This is a genomic window from Streptomyces sp. NPDC002754 (assembly GCF_053592315.1).
Genome location: NZ_JBSFVM010000010.1, coordinates 39,117 through 54,300 on the forward strand (window position 1 = coordinate 39,117; position 15,184 = coordinate 54,300).

Below are 15,184 nucleotides of genomic sequence, written 5' to 3' on the forward strand. Positions count from 1 at the left end.
TCAGCGGGCCGTTACGCGAGTCCCCGGCGGGCGACCGCCGGGGGCCGGTGTCCCGCGATGGACGCCACCATGTCCAGCACCTGCCGCGTCTCGGCGACTTCGTGCACCCGGTAGACCTGCGCCCCGAGCCAGGCCGACACCGCGGTCGTGGCCAGCGTCCCGATGACGCGCTCCTTGACCGACTTGTCGAGGGTCTCGCCCACGAAGTCCTTGTTGGACAGCGAGACGAGCACCGGCCACCCCGTGTCGACCATCTCCGGAAGCCGCCGCGTCGCCTCCAGGGAGTGCCGCGTGTTCTTACCGAAGTCGTGGCCGGGATCGATCAGCACGGACTCGCGCGGCACCCCGAGGGCGACGGCCCGCTCCGCGTATCCGACCGTCACATCCAGAATGTCCGCCATCACGTCCTCGTACGTCACCCGGTGCGGGCGCGTGCGGGGCTCGGCGCCGCCCGCGTGCGTGCACACGAGGCCCACCTGGTGGCGCGCCGCGACCTCCGCGAGCTTCGGGTCGACGCCGCCCCACGCGTCGTTGAGCAGATCCGCGCCCACCTCGCACACGGCGTCGCCGACCTCGTGCCGCCAGGTGTCGACGCTGATGATCACGTCGGGGAAGCGGCGCCGCACCTCGGCGACGAAGCCGACGGTCCGCCGCGCCTCCTCCTCGGCGGTGACCTCCTCGCCGGGTCCTGCCTTCACGCCACCGATGTCCACGATCATGGCGCCCTCGGCCACCGCCTGCTCGACGCGGGCGAGCGCGGGCTCGTCCCGGAACGTGGCGCCCTGGTCGTAGAACGAGTCCGGGGTCCGGTTCACGATCGCCATGATCACCGGCTCGTGCGCACCGAATTCGTGCTGGCCCAGCCTGAGCATCCCCTGTGACTCTCCTTCTCGTTCCTGGTTGAGCGTCGTCTGCGACCTTAACTGTCAGTGCGGCATGGCACGATCGAAGCCTGACGGTTGAGGGCCGCACGGCCCGTTCGGACCCAGGGGACGGCAGACATGGTCATGTTCTTGTTTCTGGTCGCCGCGCTGGTCGTGGTGATCGCGGCCGTGACGTTCGCGGTCATCGGCGGCGGCGACAGCGGGGCGCTGCGCGACGAGCCGTCCCAGTTCTACGCGGACCCGCTGCCGCCCGACCGCCCCCTGGCCCCGGCCGACCTGGAGGCGCTCCGGCTGCCCACGGCGGTGCGTGGCTACCGGATGGCGGAGGTGGACGAGGCGCTGGACCGTCTCGGCGCCGAACTGGCCGAGCGGGACGCGCGCATCACGGAGCTGGAGGCCGCCCTCACCTCGGCCCACACCCGGGCCGGCCCGCAGCCGAAGGAGCGGGGCCCCGACACGGGCTACGCGCCACCTGGTGAGTACGGGTTCGGATACGAGACGGGGGAGGGGTTCCGGTGAGCGAGCCGACAGGGGGAGCCGTCCCGGGCCCCGACGGAAAGCCGCGCTGCCCCTGGGGTCTCTCGACCGAGGACTACGTCGCGTACCACGACGAGGAGTGGGGCCGCCCGGTCCACGGCGACGACGCGCTGTTCGAGCGGCTCTGTCTGGAGGCTTTCCAGTCGGGCCTGTCCTGGATCACGATCCTCAGGCGCCGCGAGGGCTTCCGCGCCGCGTTCTCCGGCTTCAAGATCGCGGACGTGGCGGCCTTCACGGACGCCGACCGCGAGCGCCTGCTCGCCGACGTCGGCATCATCCGCAACCGCGCCAAGATCGACGCGACGCTTGCCAACGCGCGCGTGCTCGTGGACTGGTCGCCCGGCGACCTGGACAAGCTCATCTGGTCGTACGCGCCGGACGCCGTCACCCGCCCGGCCCCGAAAGAGCTCGGCGACGTGGCGGCGATCACCGACGAGTCGAAGGCGCTCTCCAAGGAACTCAAGAAGCGCGGTCTGCGTTTCGTCGGCCCGACGACGGCCTACGCGCTGATGCAGGCCTGCGGCCTGGTCAACGACCACCTGGCGGACTGTGCGTACCGCGCCCCATAGGGGCGCGGGGCCGCACGAGCGCACGGCACCGGCGACGCCAGGGGACCGCTCACCGTCCCAGGTACACCGGCTGCTCCTTCGCCAAGAAGGCCCGCACCGCGATGGTGTGGTCCTCGGAGGCGCCGGCCCGCGCCTGCAGCTCGTCCTCCTTGTCGAGCGCCTCGTCGAGGGAGTGGTCCCCGGCGAAGGCGACGGACTCCTTCAGCGCGGCGTAGGCGACGGTCGGGCCCTCGGCGAGGGTGCGCGCCGTCTTCCTGGCCTCTTCGGCGAGCTCGGCGGCAGGCACGAGCCGGCTCGCGATCCCCAGCTCGTACGCCTCCTGGGCCTTCAAGGAGCGCGGGAAGAGCAGTAGGTCGGCCGCGCGGCCGGGGCCGATCAGGCGCGGCAGCGTCCAAGAGACCCCGGAGTCGGCGGTGAGCGCCACGCCCGCGAACGAGGTGTTGAACGACGCGCTGTCCGCCACGATCCGGTAGTCGGCACAGAGCGCGAACCCGAACCCGGCACCGGCCGCCACGCCGTTCACCGCGGCCACCACGGGCTTCGGCATCTGGGTCAGGGCTCGCACGATCGGGTTGTAGTGCTCGCGCACCGTGCTCATGGTGCGGCCCTCGCCGGACTCCTGGTCCGCGAGCAGCGAGCCGACGTGCTCCTTGAGGTCCTGACCCACGCAAAACGCCCGGTCGCCGGACGCAGTCAGAAGCACCGCCCGTACCGTCTCGTCGGCGGCGGCCGCCTGCACCGCGTCGCGGAGTGCGACCTTGGCCTCGGTGTTCATCGCGTTCATCGCCTCGGGGCGGTTCAGCGTGATCGTCGCGAGCCCGTCGCTCACCTCGTAGAGCACGGTGTCGGCCATGGGACTCCTCCTATGCGGTCGCTCAGTCGTCCGTGCTCAGCATGACGTAGATCACGACCCATGGAACGCTCTCGGCATGTGACCTGCGTCTAACGAATTGGCCTCAGCCGGGGTCCGAAGATGGCGCAGTATCGCAGTCGGATCCCCGAATTGAGGGGTTTTGGTCGAGCGCGTTGTGCAAGCGATGCCGACCGATGTTGGTCATCGGGTCCCGCGATGCGGGATAATGACCTGGAAGCAATGTGTTCGATGCCGGTGACGTGTGCCCACTCTGAGGGCCGTCGGCTGACGATGAGCTGGTTTCAGGAAGGGGAACGAGCATGGCGGCCATGAAGCCGCGGACGGGTGACGGCCCGCTCGAGGTGACCAAGGAGGGGCGGGGCATCGTCATGCGCGTTCCGCTCGAAGGCGGCGGTCGGCTCGTGGTCGAGCTGACGCCGGACGAGGCGAGCGCCCTCGGCGACGAACTGAAGAAGGTAGTGGGCTGACACCTTCTGCATCCGCGTCCATGCCCCGCCGAGGCGGGGTTGGGCCGGTCGTCGGCTGACGCGCGAGCGACCATACCTTTTCGACTGCCCCGGCACCCATGTGGTGCCGGGGCAGTCGTGCGTGCGGGCGGTCGTGTGGGCAGAGGGCAGAGGGTCCGGGGTGTCGCCGCGCCCGGGTCAGCGCTTCACGGCACAGAGCAGCCCGTCGCCGACCGGCAGTACCGAGGCCATCAGCTCGGGGCTCTCCCGTACGGCCCGCAGGAGCTCGCGCTGGCGCACCACTTCCACCGGCTGCGGCCCCGCGTCGACGGTCCGCCCTTCGGCGAGGACCCCCTGGAAGACGACCAGGCCACCGGTCCGGAGCAGGCGCAACGATTCAGCGAGGTAGTCGAGGCACTCCATCCGGTCGCCGTCGCAGAAGACCAGGTCGTACCCGCTGTCGGCGAGCCGCGGCAGCACATCGAGGGCGCGGCCCGGGATGAACCGGGCCCGGTTGGTGGCGAAGCCGGCCGCGCGGAACGTCTGGCGCGCGAACTGCTGCCGCTCCGGCTCGGGATCGACCGTGGTGAGCACGCCGTCGGGCCGCATCCCGTGCAGCAGGTGGAGCCCGGACACGCCCGTGCCCGTACCGATCTCGGCGACGGCCTTCGCCCCTACCGTGGCAGCGAGCATCCCCAACGTCGCGCCCGCGCCGGGGGACACCGGGCACAGCCCTGCCTCGCGGGCCCGGTCGCGGGCCCAGCGAGTCGCGTCGTCCTCGGCGACAAAGGCGTCGGCGAACGCCCAACTCGTCTGCCGGTTGCCGGTAATGGCCCTCTCCCGTCCCCGTGGATGCCTGCGCGTGACTTTATCCGTTGGTGGCGGGAACTCGCAGATGGGACCGCGCGTTTGAACAGGCAGGGGGAAAGAGCAGGCTGGACAAGGGGAACACCGGGGAAGAACGCGATGGCGGCAGCCGTGCGGGCGGCGGTCGAGAACCGACCGGCAAATCTGAGTAAAAACGCTTATCCGGAGCTAACGGACGGAGTGGTTATGGTAGGTGCTCCACTGGACACCACCAGAGCCGATAGGGGAGGTGCGGCTGCGCCTGTGGATCGGAGAGGAAGGCTTCGGCGTCTTCTCAGGTCGGCGGGTGAGCCGAAATCCGTGACCAACACCGCTGACCGAATCCGCACCGTTGACTCCGCACAGACCGCGACCTTTGCCGCCGATGCGGACTCGCAGGCGTGGACTCCCCCCTCGTGGGAGGAGATCGTCAGCACGCACAGTGGCCGCGTCTACCGTCTCGCGTACCGCCTGACGGGGAACCAGCACGATGCGGAGGACCTCACACAAGAGGTCTTCGTCCGTGTCTTCCGTTCGCTCTCGACGTACACGCCCGGCACCTTCGAGGGCTGGCTGCACCGCATCACCACGAACCTGTTCCTCGACATGGTCCGTCGCAAGCAGCGCATCCGTTTCGACGCGCTGGGTGACGACGCCGCGGAGCGGCTGCCCAGCAGAGAGCCGTCACCGCAGCAGGTGTTCAACGACGCGCACTTCGACGCCGACGTCCAGCAGGCGCTGGACACCCTCGCGCCCGAGTTCCGCGCCGCCGTCGTTCTGTGCGACATCGAGGGCCTCTCCTACGAGGAGATCGCCGCGACCCTCGGTGTGAAGTTGGGCACGGTCCGCAGCCGTATCCACCGAGGCCGTTCGCAGCTGCGCAAGGCGCTGCAGCACCGCTCGCCCGAAGCCCGCAAGGAGCGCCGCACGCTCGCGGGCGCCGGTCGGACGGGGGCCTTCCCTGTCCTCGGAGGAGGGGGCGCGACCGCGTGAGTGGATCACGTCTCAATCCTGCCGAACGCCAACAGACCGCGGCCGACGAACACCTGGGGGACAGGCTGGCCGCCCTGGTCGACGGCGAGTTGGACCACGACGCCCGTGAGCGCGTCCTCGCGCACCTGGCGACCTGTGCCAAATGCAAGGCCGAGGCCGACGCCCAGCGCCGCCTCAAGAGCGTCTTCGCGCAGGCAGCCCCGCCGCCGCCCTCCGACAGCTTTCTCGCCCGCCTCCAGGGACTGCCCGCAGGAGGTGACAAGGGCGGTGGCACCCCACCGTTCGGGGGAGGCGGATTCGGCAGTGGCCGACCCCTCGGCGGAATCCGGGGCTTCGGCCAGGGAGTCTTCGACGTAGACCCGGAGCCCTTCGGCTACGCGCCCTCCGGCGCGCACGCCGCCGTCCTCCCCAGCGACCAGCACGGCTTCCGCATCCACGAAGTGGCCCGCGCCGACCGGCACGAGAGCGACCGGGGCTCGCGCTCCCGCCGCTTCGCTTTCGCCGCGGCCGGTGCGGTGTCGCTCGCCGCGATCGCGCTCGGCGGGGTGACGACCGCGGCTCCGGTCGACAGCTCCGACGCGCGCGGTGGTGGATCCGGCAGCAATGTCACGCCGCTGCGCAGTCAGTCGTCGGGTGCCGCCGCGGCTTCGGACACGCAGCGCCGCAGGTCGGGTTCCTCGCTGCTCGGTCAGCGCGGGGGCGCCCTCGCGGCGCCGGTCTCGCCGACCGGGGCGGGAGCGCCGCTGCTGCCGGGCGGGGGCCATGCGGAGAGTGCGGGCTATCCGTTCTCGACGCCGTTGTTGGCCGGTGCGGCCCGTATGTCGCCTCTCATACGTCCCACCGCCGCCCCCGCTGTCGCGGTCTCGGTCGCGCCACGGCCCACCGGATCGCCCTCGGCCTCGTCCGACGGCATCGCCTTCGGGGCGACAGGGCCCGGCCTTACCGCTGCCTCGGCTTCGTCGCCGACCGCGTCGTCCCGTCCTTCGTCGCTGCGCTGACACTCTCTGCGCCCGCGCCGTCGAACCTGGTTGAATCCAGGTGAGGCGGTGCGGTGCCGGTGCCGTGGGCCGTGGGCCAGGTGTGGGGAGAGCGGCGGGTTATGGACGAGGCCGAAGGCGGGTCGGTGGGCTGCGGCGCGGCCGGAGCTGTCCCTACGCCACGGGGCTCCGCCCCGGACCCCGCTGCTCAATCGCCGCAGGGGCTTGAGAATACCGACCGGCCGCACGGGCTTGAAGAGCCTGCTCAATCGCCGCAGGGGCTTGAAAATACCGACCGGCGGCACGGGCTTGAAGATACCGACCGGTCTCAGGGGCTCGAAAAGCCTGCTCAATCGCCGCAGGGGCTTGAGCAGGTTCGGTCTCGGTGTAAGCGTCGGCTCGTGCTCGGGGCCGTTGTCGTCGCCCTCGTCGCCGGAGGCGTTGGTGGGGGGATCGGGGAGTATATGGAGCGGGTCGGGGTCGGGGCGAGCATTCAACTGCCGCAGGCCGGCGTCGAGTCCACGCACCGGGATCCCGGCAGCGTGGCAGGTATCGCGGCGCGCACCCTGCCGGGCGTCGTCACCATCCACACCTCGGGTTCTTCGGAGCAGGGCACCGGCACCGGCTTCGTGCTCGACGGCCAGGGACACATCCTCACGAACAATCACGTCGTCTCGCCGGCCGACTCCGACGGTGAGATATCGGTCACGTTCTCCAGCGGTGAGAGCGCCCGCGCGGATCCGGTCGGGCACGACAACGGCTACGACCTCGCCGTGATCAAGGTGTCCGGGGTGCACGGGCTCAAGCCGCTGCCGCTCGGCAACTCGGAGAACGTGCAGGTGGGCGACCCGGTCGTAGCCGTCGGCGCCCCCTTCGACCTGGCGAACACGGTCACCTCCGGCATCATCAGTGCCAAGGGCCGGCCCGTCACGGCGGGCGGCGGGAAGGGCGACGGAAGCGACGTCAGCTACGTGGACGCGCTACAGACCGACGCACCCATCAACCCGGGCAACTCGGGCGGCCCGCTGGTCGACGGGAAGGCCCGCGTGATCGGCATCAACAGCGCGATCCGGTCGGCCGACACCGGCGGTTCGGAGCTGCCGGAGGGGCAGTCGGGCTCCATCGGCCTCGGCTTCGCGATCCCGGTCAACCAGGCGAAACGCGTGGCGGAGGAGCTGATCAACGCCGGGCGGGCGACACATCCGGTGATCGGGGTCACCCTCGACATGGACTTCTCGGGCGACGGCGCCCGCGTCGGCTCGAAGGGCAACAGCGGCGGCTCGGCCGTCAACCCGGGCGGCCCCGGCGCCAAGGCGGGCATCGAGCCGGGCGATGTGATCACCGAGGTCGACGGCGTCCGCGTGCACACCGGCCAGGAGTTGATCGTCAAGATCCGTACGCACCGCCCCAAGGACAAACTGGTTGTCACGGTCGAACGGGACGGAAAAGAGCGGGAAATGTCGCTCGTTCTCGGTTCCGCCGACGACGGCTGACCGACATCTGACCGGTTCTTGACCGGTCATGGCGTGGGATGCGAGATCCTGGAGGTGGTCCGGTGGCTACCGAATGGACAGGTGGGCCGGGTACCGTGGACCGGGTCCGCTGCCGGACCCTGCCGAAGACCTGCTGCTGATGTTCGACCGCGGGCCGAGGACACGCTAGGAGTGCAAGGTGTTCAACGATATTGGCCCGCTGGAGGTCGTGGCGATCGTCGTGCTGGCCGTTCTCGTATTCGGCCCCGACAAGCTCCCGAAGGTCATTCAGGACGTTTCACGCACCATCCGTAAGATCCGGGATTTCTCGGACAGTGCGAAGCAGGACATTCGCGACGAACTCGGCCCGGAATTCAAGGATTTCGAGTTCGAGGACCTGAACCCCAAGACGTTCATCCGCAAGCAGCTGGACAGTGACGAGCTGGGGCTCAAGGAGATTCGCAACGGCTTCGACCTGAAGAAGGAAATGGCCGACGTCTCCGACGCGGCGCGCACCGTCGGCGAGCTGGAGGACTCCGGATCGTCGAGTCCGTCCGGCGGCGGTGGCCGCGTGGACATGCAGAAGCGCCCCGAGGCGGTCGACATGAGCAAGGCTCCCGAGAAGTCCGGGAAGCCGGCCGCCATCGACCCGCCGCCCTTCGACGCGGACGCGACCTGAACCACCCCGAACCACCCCGAACGCGGCTGAACCACGCCTGACGAAACCGGGCCCCGCGGACCCGGTGTGGCATCCTGCCTTCTTGTTGCGCGGAGCGGACGTGAGGACGCCCGAGGGGGGCGGGCCGCGCCGGTCCGTAACTGACGAGGAGGCGGCCGGGTACATGGAGACGACGAGTCGGGTAGGCGCGCAGGCGCCGGCCACCGAGGGGGCCGGCGAGGCCCTCGCGGCCCGGCGCACGGTCGACGGCTACCTGCTGGCGCCCTTCCCGTGGTACGGCCTCGACGAGGCCTTCACGGGACCGCGTTGGCTGATGCAGGTCGGCACCACGGCGGACGGTTCCGTCGAGCACGGTTCGATCGGGCACGGTGACGAGCCCTCCGTACGCAGCGAGCTCACCGAGGACAGCGAGCGGTTCGCGGCCGTGGTGACCGTCGCCGCCAATCCGGTACGGCGCACCGCCGACGGTACCGGCGTCCTGGAGGCCACGTCCGTCTCCTCGGCGGCCTGGCTCGCCGGCGTCGGGCTGCTCTCCTACACCTGGCCGGTGCAGATGGACCACACACTGCGCGACGACTGGCTGGAGCAGCAGACCGAGACGGCGTGGGTGCTCGCGGACGATCTCGCGTCCGACGACTGGGCGACGCTGACGCTGCCGGTGGACGGGGTGCCGACCCCGTTCCACTACCGGGAGTCCGAGTACGGCTGGGTGCTCGCAGGATCCACGCAGGCCGGGGTGCACCTCGGCGCGTACGGGCGCGGCATGAGTGCGTACGGGCTCGGGTTCTCCGTCGTGAAGGACATCGCGGCGCTGGAACCGGAACCGGAACCGGACGCGTAACGAAGAACGGCGGGCCGCCCGGGATGGGCGGCCCGCCGTTCTGTTCGTGTCTCAGAGACACGATGGGCGTCTCGTCAGAACTTGTTGCGCGGCGTGATCCCGAGCGACATGCCCGAGAGGCCGCGCTGGCGCCCGCTGAGCTTGTCCGCGATCTCGCGCAGCGCCGAGCCCGCCGGGGACTCCGGGTTGGTGAGCACGATCGGCCTGCCCTCGTCGCCGCCCTCGCGCAGGCGTACGTCGATGGGGATGGAGCCGAGCACCGGCACCTCGGCGCCCGTGGTCCTGGTCAGGCCCTCGGCGACCAGCTTCCCGCCGCCCGTGCCGAACACGTCGACCATCTCGCCGCAGTGCGGGCAGGGCAGCCCCGACATGTTCTCGACGACGCCGACGATCTTCTGGTGGGTCTGCACGGCGATCGAGCCGGCCCGCTCGGCGACCTCGGCGGCGGCCTGCTGCGGCGTGGTGACGACCAGGATCTCGGCGTTCGGGACCAACTGGGCGATGGAGATGGCGATGTCGCCGGTGCCGGGCGGCAGGTCGAGCAGGAGCACGTCCAGGTCGCCCCAGAACACGTCCGCGAGGAACTGCTGGAGCGCGCGGTGCAGCATCGGTCCGCGCCACACGACCGGCGCGTTGCCCGGCGTGAACATGCCGATCGAGATGACCTTCACGCCGTTCGCCGACGGCGGCATGATCATGTCCTCGACCTGGGTGGGCTTGCCGTCGGCGCCCAGCATGCGCGGGATGCTGTGTCCGTAGATGTCCGCGTCGACGACGCCGACCTTCAGGCCGTCGGCGGCGAGCGCCGCCGCCAGGTTCACGGTCACCGAGGACTTGCCGACGCCGCCCTTGCCGGAGGCCACCGCGTACACGCGCGTCAGCGAGCCCGGCTTGGCGAACGGGACCTCCCGCTCGGCGGTGCCGCCGCGCAGCGCGGTCGCCAGCTCCTTGCGCTGCTCGTCGCTCATCACGTCGAGGGTGACGTCGACCCGGGTCACGCCCTCGACGGCCGCGACGGCGTCCCGCACGTTGTTCTCGATCGTCGAGCGCATCGGACAGCCCGAGACGGTCAGATACACGGTGACCGCGACACTGCCGTCCGCACCGATGTCCACCGATTTGACCATCCCCAACTCGGTGATGGGCCGGTTGATCTCGGGGTCGTTCACTGTCGCGAGTGCCTCGCGCACCGCGTCTTCCGTAGCCATGCACCCGAGTCTACGGCGGGGTAACCCGCACCCGGAAAGCCCTGTCACCGGTCGTCTACGTCACGTCCCCGCGTCCGCTCGGCGGGGAATACGCCGGGCCCCCGACCGGACTGCCGCTGTTCCTCCATCTCCTTGATGAGGTCCTGCAGCTCGGAGCGGATCCAGTCGCGCGTCGCGACCTCGCCGAGGCCGATCCGCAGGGCCGCCATCTCGCGGCTCAGATACTCGGTGTCGGCGATGGAGCGCTCGTTCTGTTTGCGGTCCTGTTCGAGGTTGACCTTGTCGCGGTCGTCCTGCCGGTTCTGCGCGAGCAGGATCAGCGGGGCGGCGTACGAGGCCTGCAGCGACAGCATCAGCGTCAGGAAGATGAACGGGTACTGGTCGAAGCGCAGATCGGGGGGCGCGACGATGTTCCACACCACCCACACGACGATGAGCACCGTCATCCAGACGATGAACCGGCCCGTCCCCAAGAAGCGTGCGATGCGCTCCGAGAGCCTGCCGAAGGCCTCGGGATCGTAATCGGGGATCAGCTTCCGCTTCGGCGCGAGCGGCTGGTCGAGCCGGATGCGCGGCCTGCGCGGGGCGTCGCGTTCGCGTTCCTCAGTCGGCATGGTTCACCTCCCCGGTGAAGGGGGTCCCACCTGCTGGAACGAAGCCGAAGGCCCGGGGGTGGAACTCCTGCTCGCGCCAGTCCTCGGGCAGCATGTGGTCCAGTACGTCGTCCACGGTCACGGCGCCGAGCAGCGAGCCGCTGTCGTCGACGACGGGCGCGGCCACCATGTCGTACGTCGCGAAGAACCCGGCGATCTCCGGAAGCTGCGCCTGGGGGGTCAGTGCCTGCAGATCTTCGTCGAGGATCGAACTGACCATCGTGTACGGCGGGTCGCGGAGCAGCCGCTGGAAGTGGATCGTGCCCAGGTACTTGCCGGTCGGCGTCTCGTCCGGGGGCCGGCACACGTACACCTGCGCGGCGAGCGCGGGGGACAGGTCGGGATTGCGGATGCGGGCGAGGGCCTCCGCGACCGTCGAGTCGGGGCGCAGCACGATCGGCTCGGTCGTCATCAGGCCGCCCGCGGTCCGGTCCTCGTACGCCATCAGGCGCCGCACGTCCGCCGCCTCGCTGGGCTTCATCAGGTCGAGGAGGCGTTCCTTGTCGTCCTCGGGGAGTTCGCCGAGGAGGTCGGCGGCGTCGTCCGGGTCCATCTCCTCCAGGACGTCGGCGGCGCGCTCCTCCTTCAGCTTGCCGAGCACCTCGATCTGGTCGTCCTCGGGAAGCTCCTCCAGGACATCGGCCAGGCGTTCGTTGCTGAGCGCCGCGGCGACCTCCGCGCGGCGCTTGGGGGAGAGGTGGTGCAGGACGTTGGCGAGGTCGGCGGGGCGCAACTGCTCGAACGTGGCGAGCAGGCTCTCCGCGCCCTGTCCGTGCTCCTCCAGGTTGAAGCCGTCGACGCCCGACCAGTCGACGGTGATCGTCTCTCCCTTGGCGCGCCGGAACGCGCCGCGCTTCGGGGAGTTCTTCCGTACGAAGACCCGGTCGATCTCCCAGTCGCGGCGCGCGGGCAACTGCTGGATGGAGACGTCGAGGACGGTGACCTCCTCGTCGCTCTCCACGAGCCGTACGCGCCGGTCGAGCATCTCGCCGAGGACCAGACGCTCGGTGGGCCGCTGTTCGAAGCGGCGGACGTTGAGCACGCCGGTGGTGATGACCTGGCCCGATTCGATCCCGGTGACACGGGTCATCGGCAGGAAGATCCGCCGCCGGGTCGACAGTTCGACGACGAGGCCGAGCAGCCGCGGCGGTCTGCGGCTCACGCGCAATATCGCCACCAGGTCGCGTACGCGACCCACCTGATCACCGTTCGGGTCGAAGACGGCGATGCCGGAGAGGTGCGACACGAAGATCCGGGGAACGCCTCCAGCCATACCGTCGCGCGCCTCCTTCCGTTCCTCATTCCCATTCATCCGGATATACGGGCAATTTCCCGCCCAGGCTAGCCGTTCCCCGTTCCCCGCGCCTTTGCGCGTCGGCCACCTGCCCCGGCGGGTAACCGAAGATCGCGGGGGTACGCTGCCGTACCTGCCCGCACCCCAGCTGCCGTACGAGAGGTAGTCCGCCCGTGACCCTGCGCCCCCTCACCCGACGTAGCCGCAGGACACTCGTGGTGGGCGTGATGTGCACGGGGCTCGCGGTGGGCCTCGCGGCGTGCAGCGAGGAGGACCCGGACGCGGGGACGAACGGGGTCGGCAAGCTGACCGCGGCCAAGATCCAGTCCCGTACGGTCAAGGCGGCCCGCGGCGCCGACGCGGTGCACGTCGCCGGGACGGTGGTCGTCAACAAGAAGACGTACAAGCTGGACATGCGGCTGAAGGACGACGGCGGCACGGGGTCGGTGAGCAGCGGCGGCGGCACGTTCCGGCTGCTGCGGGTCGGCGATCACCTGTACCTCAAGGCGGGCGCCGGTTTCTGGACGCACTCCGAGGACGGCAAGGAGGCGCACGGGGCGGGCAATGCCGCGCAGAAGCTCGACGGCAAGTACGTGAAGGTGCCGAAGGGGGACCCGGCCTACCAGCGGCTGAGCACGTTTACCGACAAGGGCGTGCTGCTCGACGGCCTGCTCGCGCTGCACGGCAAGCTGGCGAAGGGGGAGCGCGGCTCGGCGGGGGGCGTCCGTACGGTCGAGCTGACCGGTGACAAGGGGGCGGGCGGCACGCTCGACGTGTCCCTGGAGGGTGGTGCGTACCCGATGCGTCTGGAGCGGGCCGGTGGGGCCGGCACGATCCAACTCAGCGACTGGGGCACCGGCTTCACCCTCCGTGAACCGTCCTCCACCGAAACGGTCGACTACGGCCAGGCCCTGCCGGGCTCGTAACCGGCACCGGCGTTGACGCCTCGGGGCTCCGCCCCGGACCCCGCGCCTCAATCGCCGGCGGGGCTGAAAAGATCGCCTCAATCGCCGGAGGGGCTTGATAATGCAAGCCCCTGCGGTCGGGTGAGCAAATCAAGCCCCTGCGGCGATTGAGCAGCGGGGTCCGGGGCGGAGCCCCGAGGCGTCAACGCCGGCGCCGCAGGAGTTTCGGGAGGCCTGCCGGTACGGGATTCCGCGTGGTCGCGGGGGACCCCACGGGAACGGCGGCCAGGGACCCGGAGGGCACCGGCTCCGTAGGACCGCCCACCGGCTCAAGCCGAAGCACTCGGCACTCCCGCCCCCACCGCTCCGGCATGGCCTCCGAATCGGGCGCGTTGAGCCGCTTGCCCTTCAGCTCACCCACCACGGCGTCGTACGGCTCCGTACCCACCGCCAGCTCGACCACCTTCGCCCGCCACCCGACAAGCCGCCCGCCCTTGTCCTTGCTGCGCACGGTGACAAGGGCCGAGCCGCCGTCGACGAGATCCGGCAGCGGCTGCTCGCCGGGCCCGTCGCCGACGAGGCACGCCGCGCCCTCGTGCCACACGTGCCACAGGGCCCGCTCCACGCCCCGCTCCCCGCGCACCCAGATCAGCCCGGACTTCTTCGTGGCCTCCTCGACGAGGGCGGCGTCGAGCAGTTCAGCAGTCGTCATACGGAAAGCGTAGCCAGCGCCACTGACAGCACCAGGCCCTACAGCCACCCGTTGCGCTTCAGCGTCCGGTGGATCGCGAAACACACGCCGCCGATGAGGACGAGCACCATCGGGTACCCGTACCGCCAGTGCAGCTCCGGCATGTGCTTGAAGTTCATGCCGTACACACCGCAGACCATGGTCGGTACGGCGATGATCGCGGCCCACGAGGTGATCTTGCGCATGTCCTCGTTCTGGGCGACGGAGGCCTGCGCCAGATTGGCCTGGAGGATCGAGTTCAGCAGCTCGTCGAAGCCGATGACCTGCTCCTGCACCCGCTCCAAGTGGTCGGCGACGTCCCGGAAGTACTTCTGGATGTCCGGGTCGATCAGCCGCATCGGCCGCTCGCTGAGCAGTTGCAGCGGGCGCCGCAGCGGGGCGACAGCCCGCTTGAACTCCAGTACCTCGCGCTTGAGTTGGTAGATCCGGCCCGCGTCCGAACCGCGCGGGGAGCCCTTGCCGGGCTGCGAGAAGACCTCGGTCTCGACCTCGTCGATATCGTCCTGCATCGCGTCCGCCACGGCCAGATATCCGTCGACGACGTGGTCGGCGACCGTGTGCAGTACGGCGCTCGGGCCCTTGGCGAGCAGCTCGGGGTCGTCCTGGAGTCGGTGCCGCAGCGCGCGCAGCGAGCCCTGGCCGCCGTGCCGGACGGTGATGAAGAAGTCCCGTCCGGTGAAGCACATCACCTCGCCGGTCTCCACGACCTCGCTGGTGGCGGTGAGTTCGGCGTGCTCGACGTAGTGGATGGTCTTGAAGACGGCGAACAGGGTGTCGTCGTAACGCTCCAGCTTGGGCCGCTGATGGGCGTGGACGGCGTCCTCGACGGCGAGCGGGTGCAGCCCGAACTCGGCGGCGATACCGGCGAATTCCTCCTCGGTCGGCTCGTGCAGACCGATCCAGGCGAAGCCGCCGTCGCGCCGCACCTGGCGCTTCGCCGCGCCGGGCGTGAGGCAGTCGGAGGACGGGAGGCGGACCCCGTCGCGGTACACGGCGCAGTCCACGACGGCCGAGCAGGCCGCCGCGTCCCGCGTGAAGTCATAAGAGGAGCGCGCCTCGTTGGCGTACGGGGCGACGCTCTTGCGCAGCGAGGGACGGACGGCGGCTCGCAGGTCGCGCATCATCGACATGGGCAGGCTCCTTCGCGGGCGGGAGTCGCCGCGCGTCGGGTGGAACCACCCGGAATGAGGACGTCCTGGTCAACCGGGAACCGGGACATGCTGCACGTCCACAAAGCGGGAAGCACCGCACCGAC

Annotated in this window: 16 protein-coding genes and 1 pseudogene; 9 read left to right on the top strand and 8 right to left on the bottom strand. The window is 70.3% G+C overall.

All coding sequences use genetic code 11. The annotated features are described in order from the left end of the window. Positions 1-11: 11 nt before the first annotated feature. Entirely contained in the window at positions 12-872 is an 861-nt protein-coding gene (gene folP, locus ACWD2L_RS21415) for a dihydropteroate synthase (RefSeq protein ID WP_351333436.1), read from the bottom strand. A gap of 129 nt (positions 873-1,001) precedes the next feature. Between folP and ACWD2L_RS21420 the strand changes: the two genes are divergently transcribed. Further along, a complete protein-coding gene (locus ACWD2L_RS21420) occupies positions 1,002-1,403 on the top strand; it encodes a DivIVA domain-containing protein (protein WP_351333438.1) in 402 nt (133 codons plus the stop codon). Beyond that, complete coding sequence (locus ACWD2L_RS21425; protein ID WP_351333440.1) at positions 1,400-1,990, top strand: DNA-3-methyladenine glycosylase I; 591 nt, start codon at positions 1,400-1,402, stop codon at positions 1,988-1,990. The genes ACWD2L_RS21420 and ACWD2L_RS21425 overlap by 4 nt, the downstream gene beginning before the upstream one ends. A 49-nt stretch (positions 1,991-2,039) precedes the next feature. Here the strand turns inward: ACWD2L_RS21425 and chcB are convergent, their stop codons facing one another. Next, positions 2,040-2,843: a 2-cyclohexenylcarbonyl CoA isomerase gene (chcB, locus tag ACWD2L_RS21430; protein ID WP_351333442.1), complete on the bottom strand. Its 804-nt coding sequence runs from the start codon at positions 2,841-2,843 to the stop codon at positions 2,040-2,042. Positions 2,844-3,163: 320 nt separating this feature from the next. On the opposite strand from chcB, the gene ACWD2L_RS21435 reads away from it, so the two are divergent. Further along, entirely contained in the window at positions 3,164-3,331 is a 168-nt protein-coding gene (locus tag ACWD2L_RS21435; protein WP_266713770.1) for a DUF3117 domain-containing protein, read from the top strand. Positions 3,332-3,508: 177 nt separating this feature from the next. On the opposite strand, the gene ACWD2L_RS21440 is transcribed toward ACWD2L_RS21435, so the two are convergent. Continuing rightward, on the bottom strand, positions 3,509-4,207 hold the full coding sequence (locus tag ACWD2L_RS21440) for an O-methyltransferase (RefSeq protein WP_351333591.1): 699 nt from the start codon (positions 4,205-4,207) through the stop codon (positions 3,509-3,511). A 156-nt stretch (positions 4,208-4,363) separates the two neighbouring features. Between ACWD2L_RS21440 and sigE the strand changes: the two genes are divergently transcribed. The 5 genes and pseudogenes from sigE (at position 4,364) to ACWD2L_RS21465 (ending at position 9,118) form a co-directional block, all read left to right on the top strand. After that, complete coding sequence (gene sigE, locus ACWD2L_RS21445) at positions 4,364-5,149, top strand: RNA polymerase sigma factor SigE (protein ID WP_351333445.1); 786 nt, start codon at positions 4,364-4,366, stop codon at positions 5,147-5,149. Further along, positions 5,146-6,147, top strand: a complete 1,002-nt coding sequence (locus ACWD2L_RS21450) for an anti-sigma factor family protein (protein WP_351333448.1) — start codon at positions 5,146-5,148, stop codon at positions 6,145-6,147. The genes sigE and ACWD2L_RS21450 overlap by 4 nt, the downstream gene beginning before the upstream one ends. Before the next feature lie 362 nt (positions 6,148-6,509). Next, positions 6,510-7,619, top strand: a pseudogene (locus ACWD2L_RS21455) (S1C family serine protease); the annotation flags it as partial. A gap of 178 nt (positions 7,620-7,797) precedes the next feature. Continuing rightward, a complete protein-coding gene (locus tag ACWD2L_RS21460; RefSeq protein WP_351333450.1) occupies positions 7,798-8,277 on the top strand; it encodes a sec-independent translocase in 480 nt (159 codons plus the stop codon). Positions 8,278-8,440: 163 nt separating this feature from the next. After that, positions 8,441-9,118: a hypothetical protein gene (locus tag ACWD2L_RS21465; RefSeq protein WP_351333452.1), complete on the top strand. Its 678-nt coding sequence runs from the start codon at positions 8,441-8,443 to the stop codon at positions 9,116-9,118. A gap of 74 nt (positions 9,119-9,192) precedes the next feature. Here ACWD2L_RS21465 and ACWD2L_RS21470 read toward each other — a convergent pair whose 3' ends face one another. The 3 genes from ACWD2L_RS21470 to ACWD2L_RS21480 are packed head-to-tail and all read right to left on the bottom strand — an operon-like array spanning position 9,193 to position 12,252. Continuing rightward, complete coding sequence (locus ACWD2L_RS21470) at positions 9,193-10,326, bottom strand: Mrp/NBP35 family ATP-binding protein (RefSeq protein ID WP_351333454.1); 1,134 nt, start codon at positions 10,324-10,326, stop codon at positions 9,193-9,195. A 44-nt stretch (positions 10,327-10,370) separates the two neighbouring features. Next, positions 10,371-10,940, bottom strand: coding sequence for a DUF1003 domain-containing protein (locus ACWD2L_RS21475; RefSeq protein ID WP_351333457.1), 570 nt, complete (start codon positions 10,938-10,940; stop codon positions 10,371-10,373). Then, positions 10,930-12,252 carry a magnesium transporter MgtE N-terminal domain-containing protein gene (locus tag ACWD2L_RS21480; protein ID WP_351333459.1) on the bottom strand — a complete coding sequence of 441 codons (1,323 nt, stop codon included), beginning with the start codon at positions 12,250-12,252 and terminating at the stop codon, positions 10,930-10,932. Before ACWD2L_RS21480 ends, ACWD2L_RS21475 begins: the two co-directional genes overlap by 11 nt. Before the next feature lie 248 nt (positions 12,253-12,500). Here ACWD2L_RS21480 and ACWD2L_RS21485 point away from each other — a divergent pair, with 248 nt between their 5' ends. After that, positions 12,501-13,199: a hypothetical protein gene (locus ACWD2L_RS21485; RefSeq protein WP_351333594.1), complete on the top strand. Its 699-nt coding sequence runs from the start codon at positions 12,501-12,503 to the stop codon at positions 13,197-13,199. Positions 13,200-13,380: 181 nt separating this feature from the next. Here the strand turns inward: ACWD2L_RS21485 and ACWD2L_RS21490 are convergent, their stop codons facing one another. Together ACWD2L_RS21490 and ACWD2L_RS21495 are read right to left on the bottom strand one after the other, a co-directional pair. Further along, entirely contained in the window at positions 13,381-13,890 is a 510-nt protein-coding gene (locus ACWD2L_RS21490) for a hypothetical protein (protein WP_351333462.1), read from the bottom strand. A gap of 38 nt (positions 13,891-13,928) precedes the next feature. Then, positions 13,929-15,059: a magnesium and cobalt transport protein CorA gene (locus tag ACWD2L_RS21495; protein WP_351333465.1), complete on the bottom strand. Its 1,131-nt coding sequence runs from the start codon at positions 15,057-15,059 to the stop codon at positions 13,929-13,931. Between the last annotated feature and the right edge of the window lie 125 nt (positions 15,060-15,184).

What these genes read in the sequence shown, in the direction of transcription:
- folP (WP_351333436.1), bottom strand. Translation starts at nt 872, where the DNA reads ATGCTCAGGCTGGGCCAGCACGAATTCGGTGCGCACGAGCCGGTGATC.
- ACWD2L_RS21420 (WP_351333438.1), top strand. Translation starts at nt 1,002, where the DNA reads ATGGTCATGTTCTTGTTTCTGGTCGCCGCGCTGGTCGTGGTGATCGCG.
- chcB (WP_351333442.1), bottom strand. Translation starts at nt 2,843, where the DNA reads ATGGCCGACACCGTGCTCTACGAGGTGAGCGACGGGCTCGCGACGATC.
- ACWD2L_RS21435 (WP_266713770.1), top strand. Translation starts at nt 3,164, where the DNA reads ATGGCGGCCATGAAGCCGCGGACGGGTGACGGCCCGCTCGAGGTGACC.
- sigE (WP_351333445.1), top strand. Translation starts at nt 4,364, where the DNA reads ATGGTAGGTGCTCCACTGGACACCACCAGAGCCGATAGGGGAGGTGCG.
- ACWD2L_RS21465 (WP_351333452.1), top strand. Translation starts at nt 8,441, where the DNA reads ATGGAGACGACGAGTCGGGTAGGCGCGCAGGCGCCGGCCACCGAGGGG.
- ACWD2L_RS21470 (WP_351333454.1), bottom strand. Translation starts at nt 10,326, where the DNA reads ATGGCTACGGAAGACGCGGTGCGCGAGGCACTCGCGACAGTGAACGAC.
- ACWD2L_RS21475 (WP_351333457.1), bottom strand. Translation starts at nt 10,940, where the DNA reads ATGCCGACTGAGGAACGCGAACGCGACGCCCCGCGCAGGCCGCGCATC.
- ACWD2L_RS21480 (WP_351333459.1), bottom strand. Translation starts at nt 12,252, where the DNA reads ATGGCTGGAGGCGTTCCCCGGATCTTCGTGTCGCACCTCTCCGGCATC.
- ACWD2L_RS21485 (WP_351333594.1), top strand. Translation starts at nt 12,501, where the DNA reads ATGTGCACGGGGCTCGCGGTGGGCCTCGCGGCGTGCAGCGAGGAGGAC.
- ACWD2L_RS21490 (WP_351333462.1), bottom strand. Translation starts at nt 13,890, where the DNA reads ATGACGACTGCTGAACTGCTCGACGCCGCCCTCGTCGAGGAGGCCACG.
- ACWD2L_RS21495 (WP_351333465.1), bottom strand. Translation starts at nt 15,059, where the DNA reads ATGTCGATGATGCGCGACCTGCGAGCCGCCGTCCGTCCCTCGCTGCGC.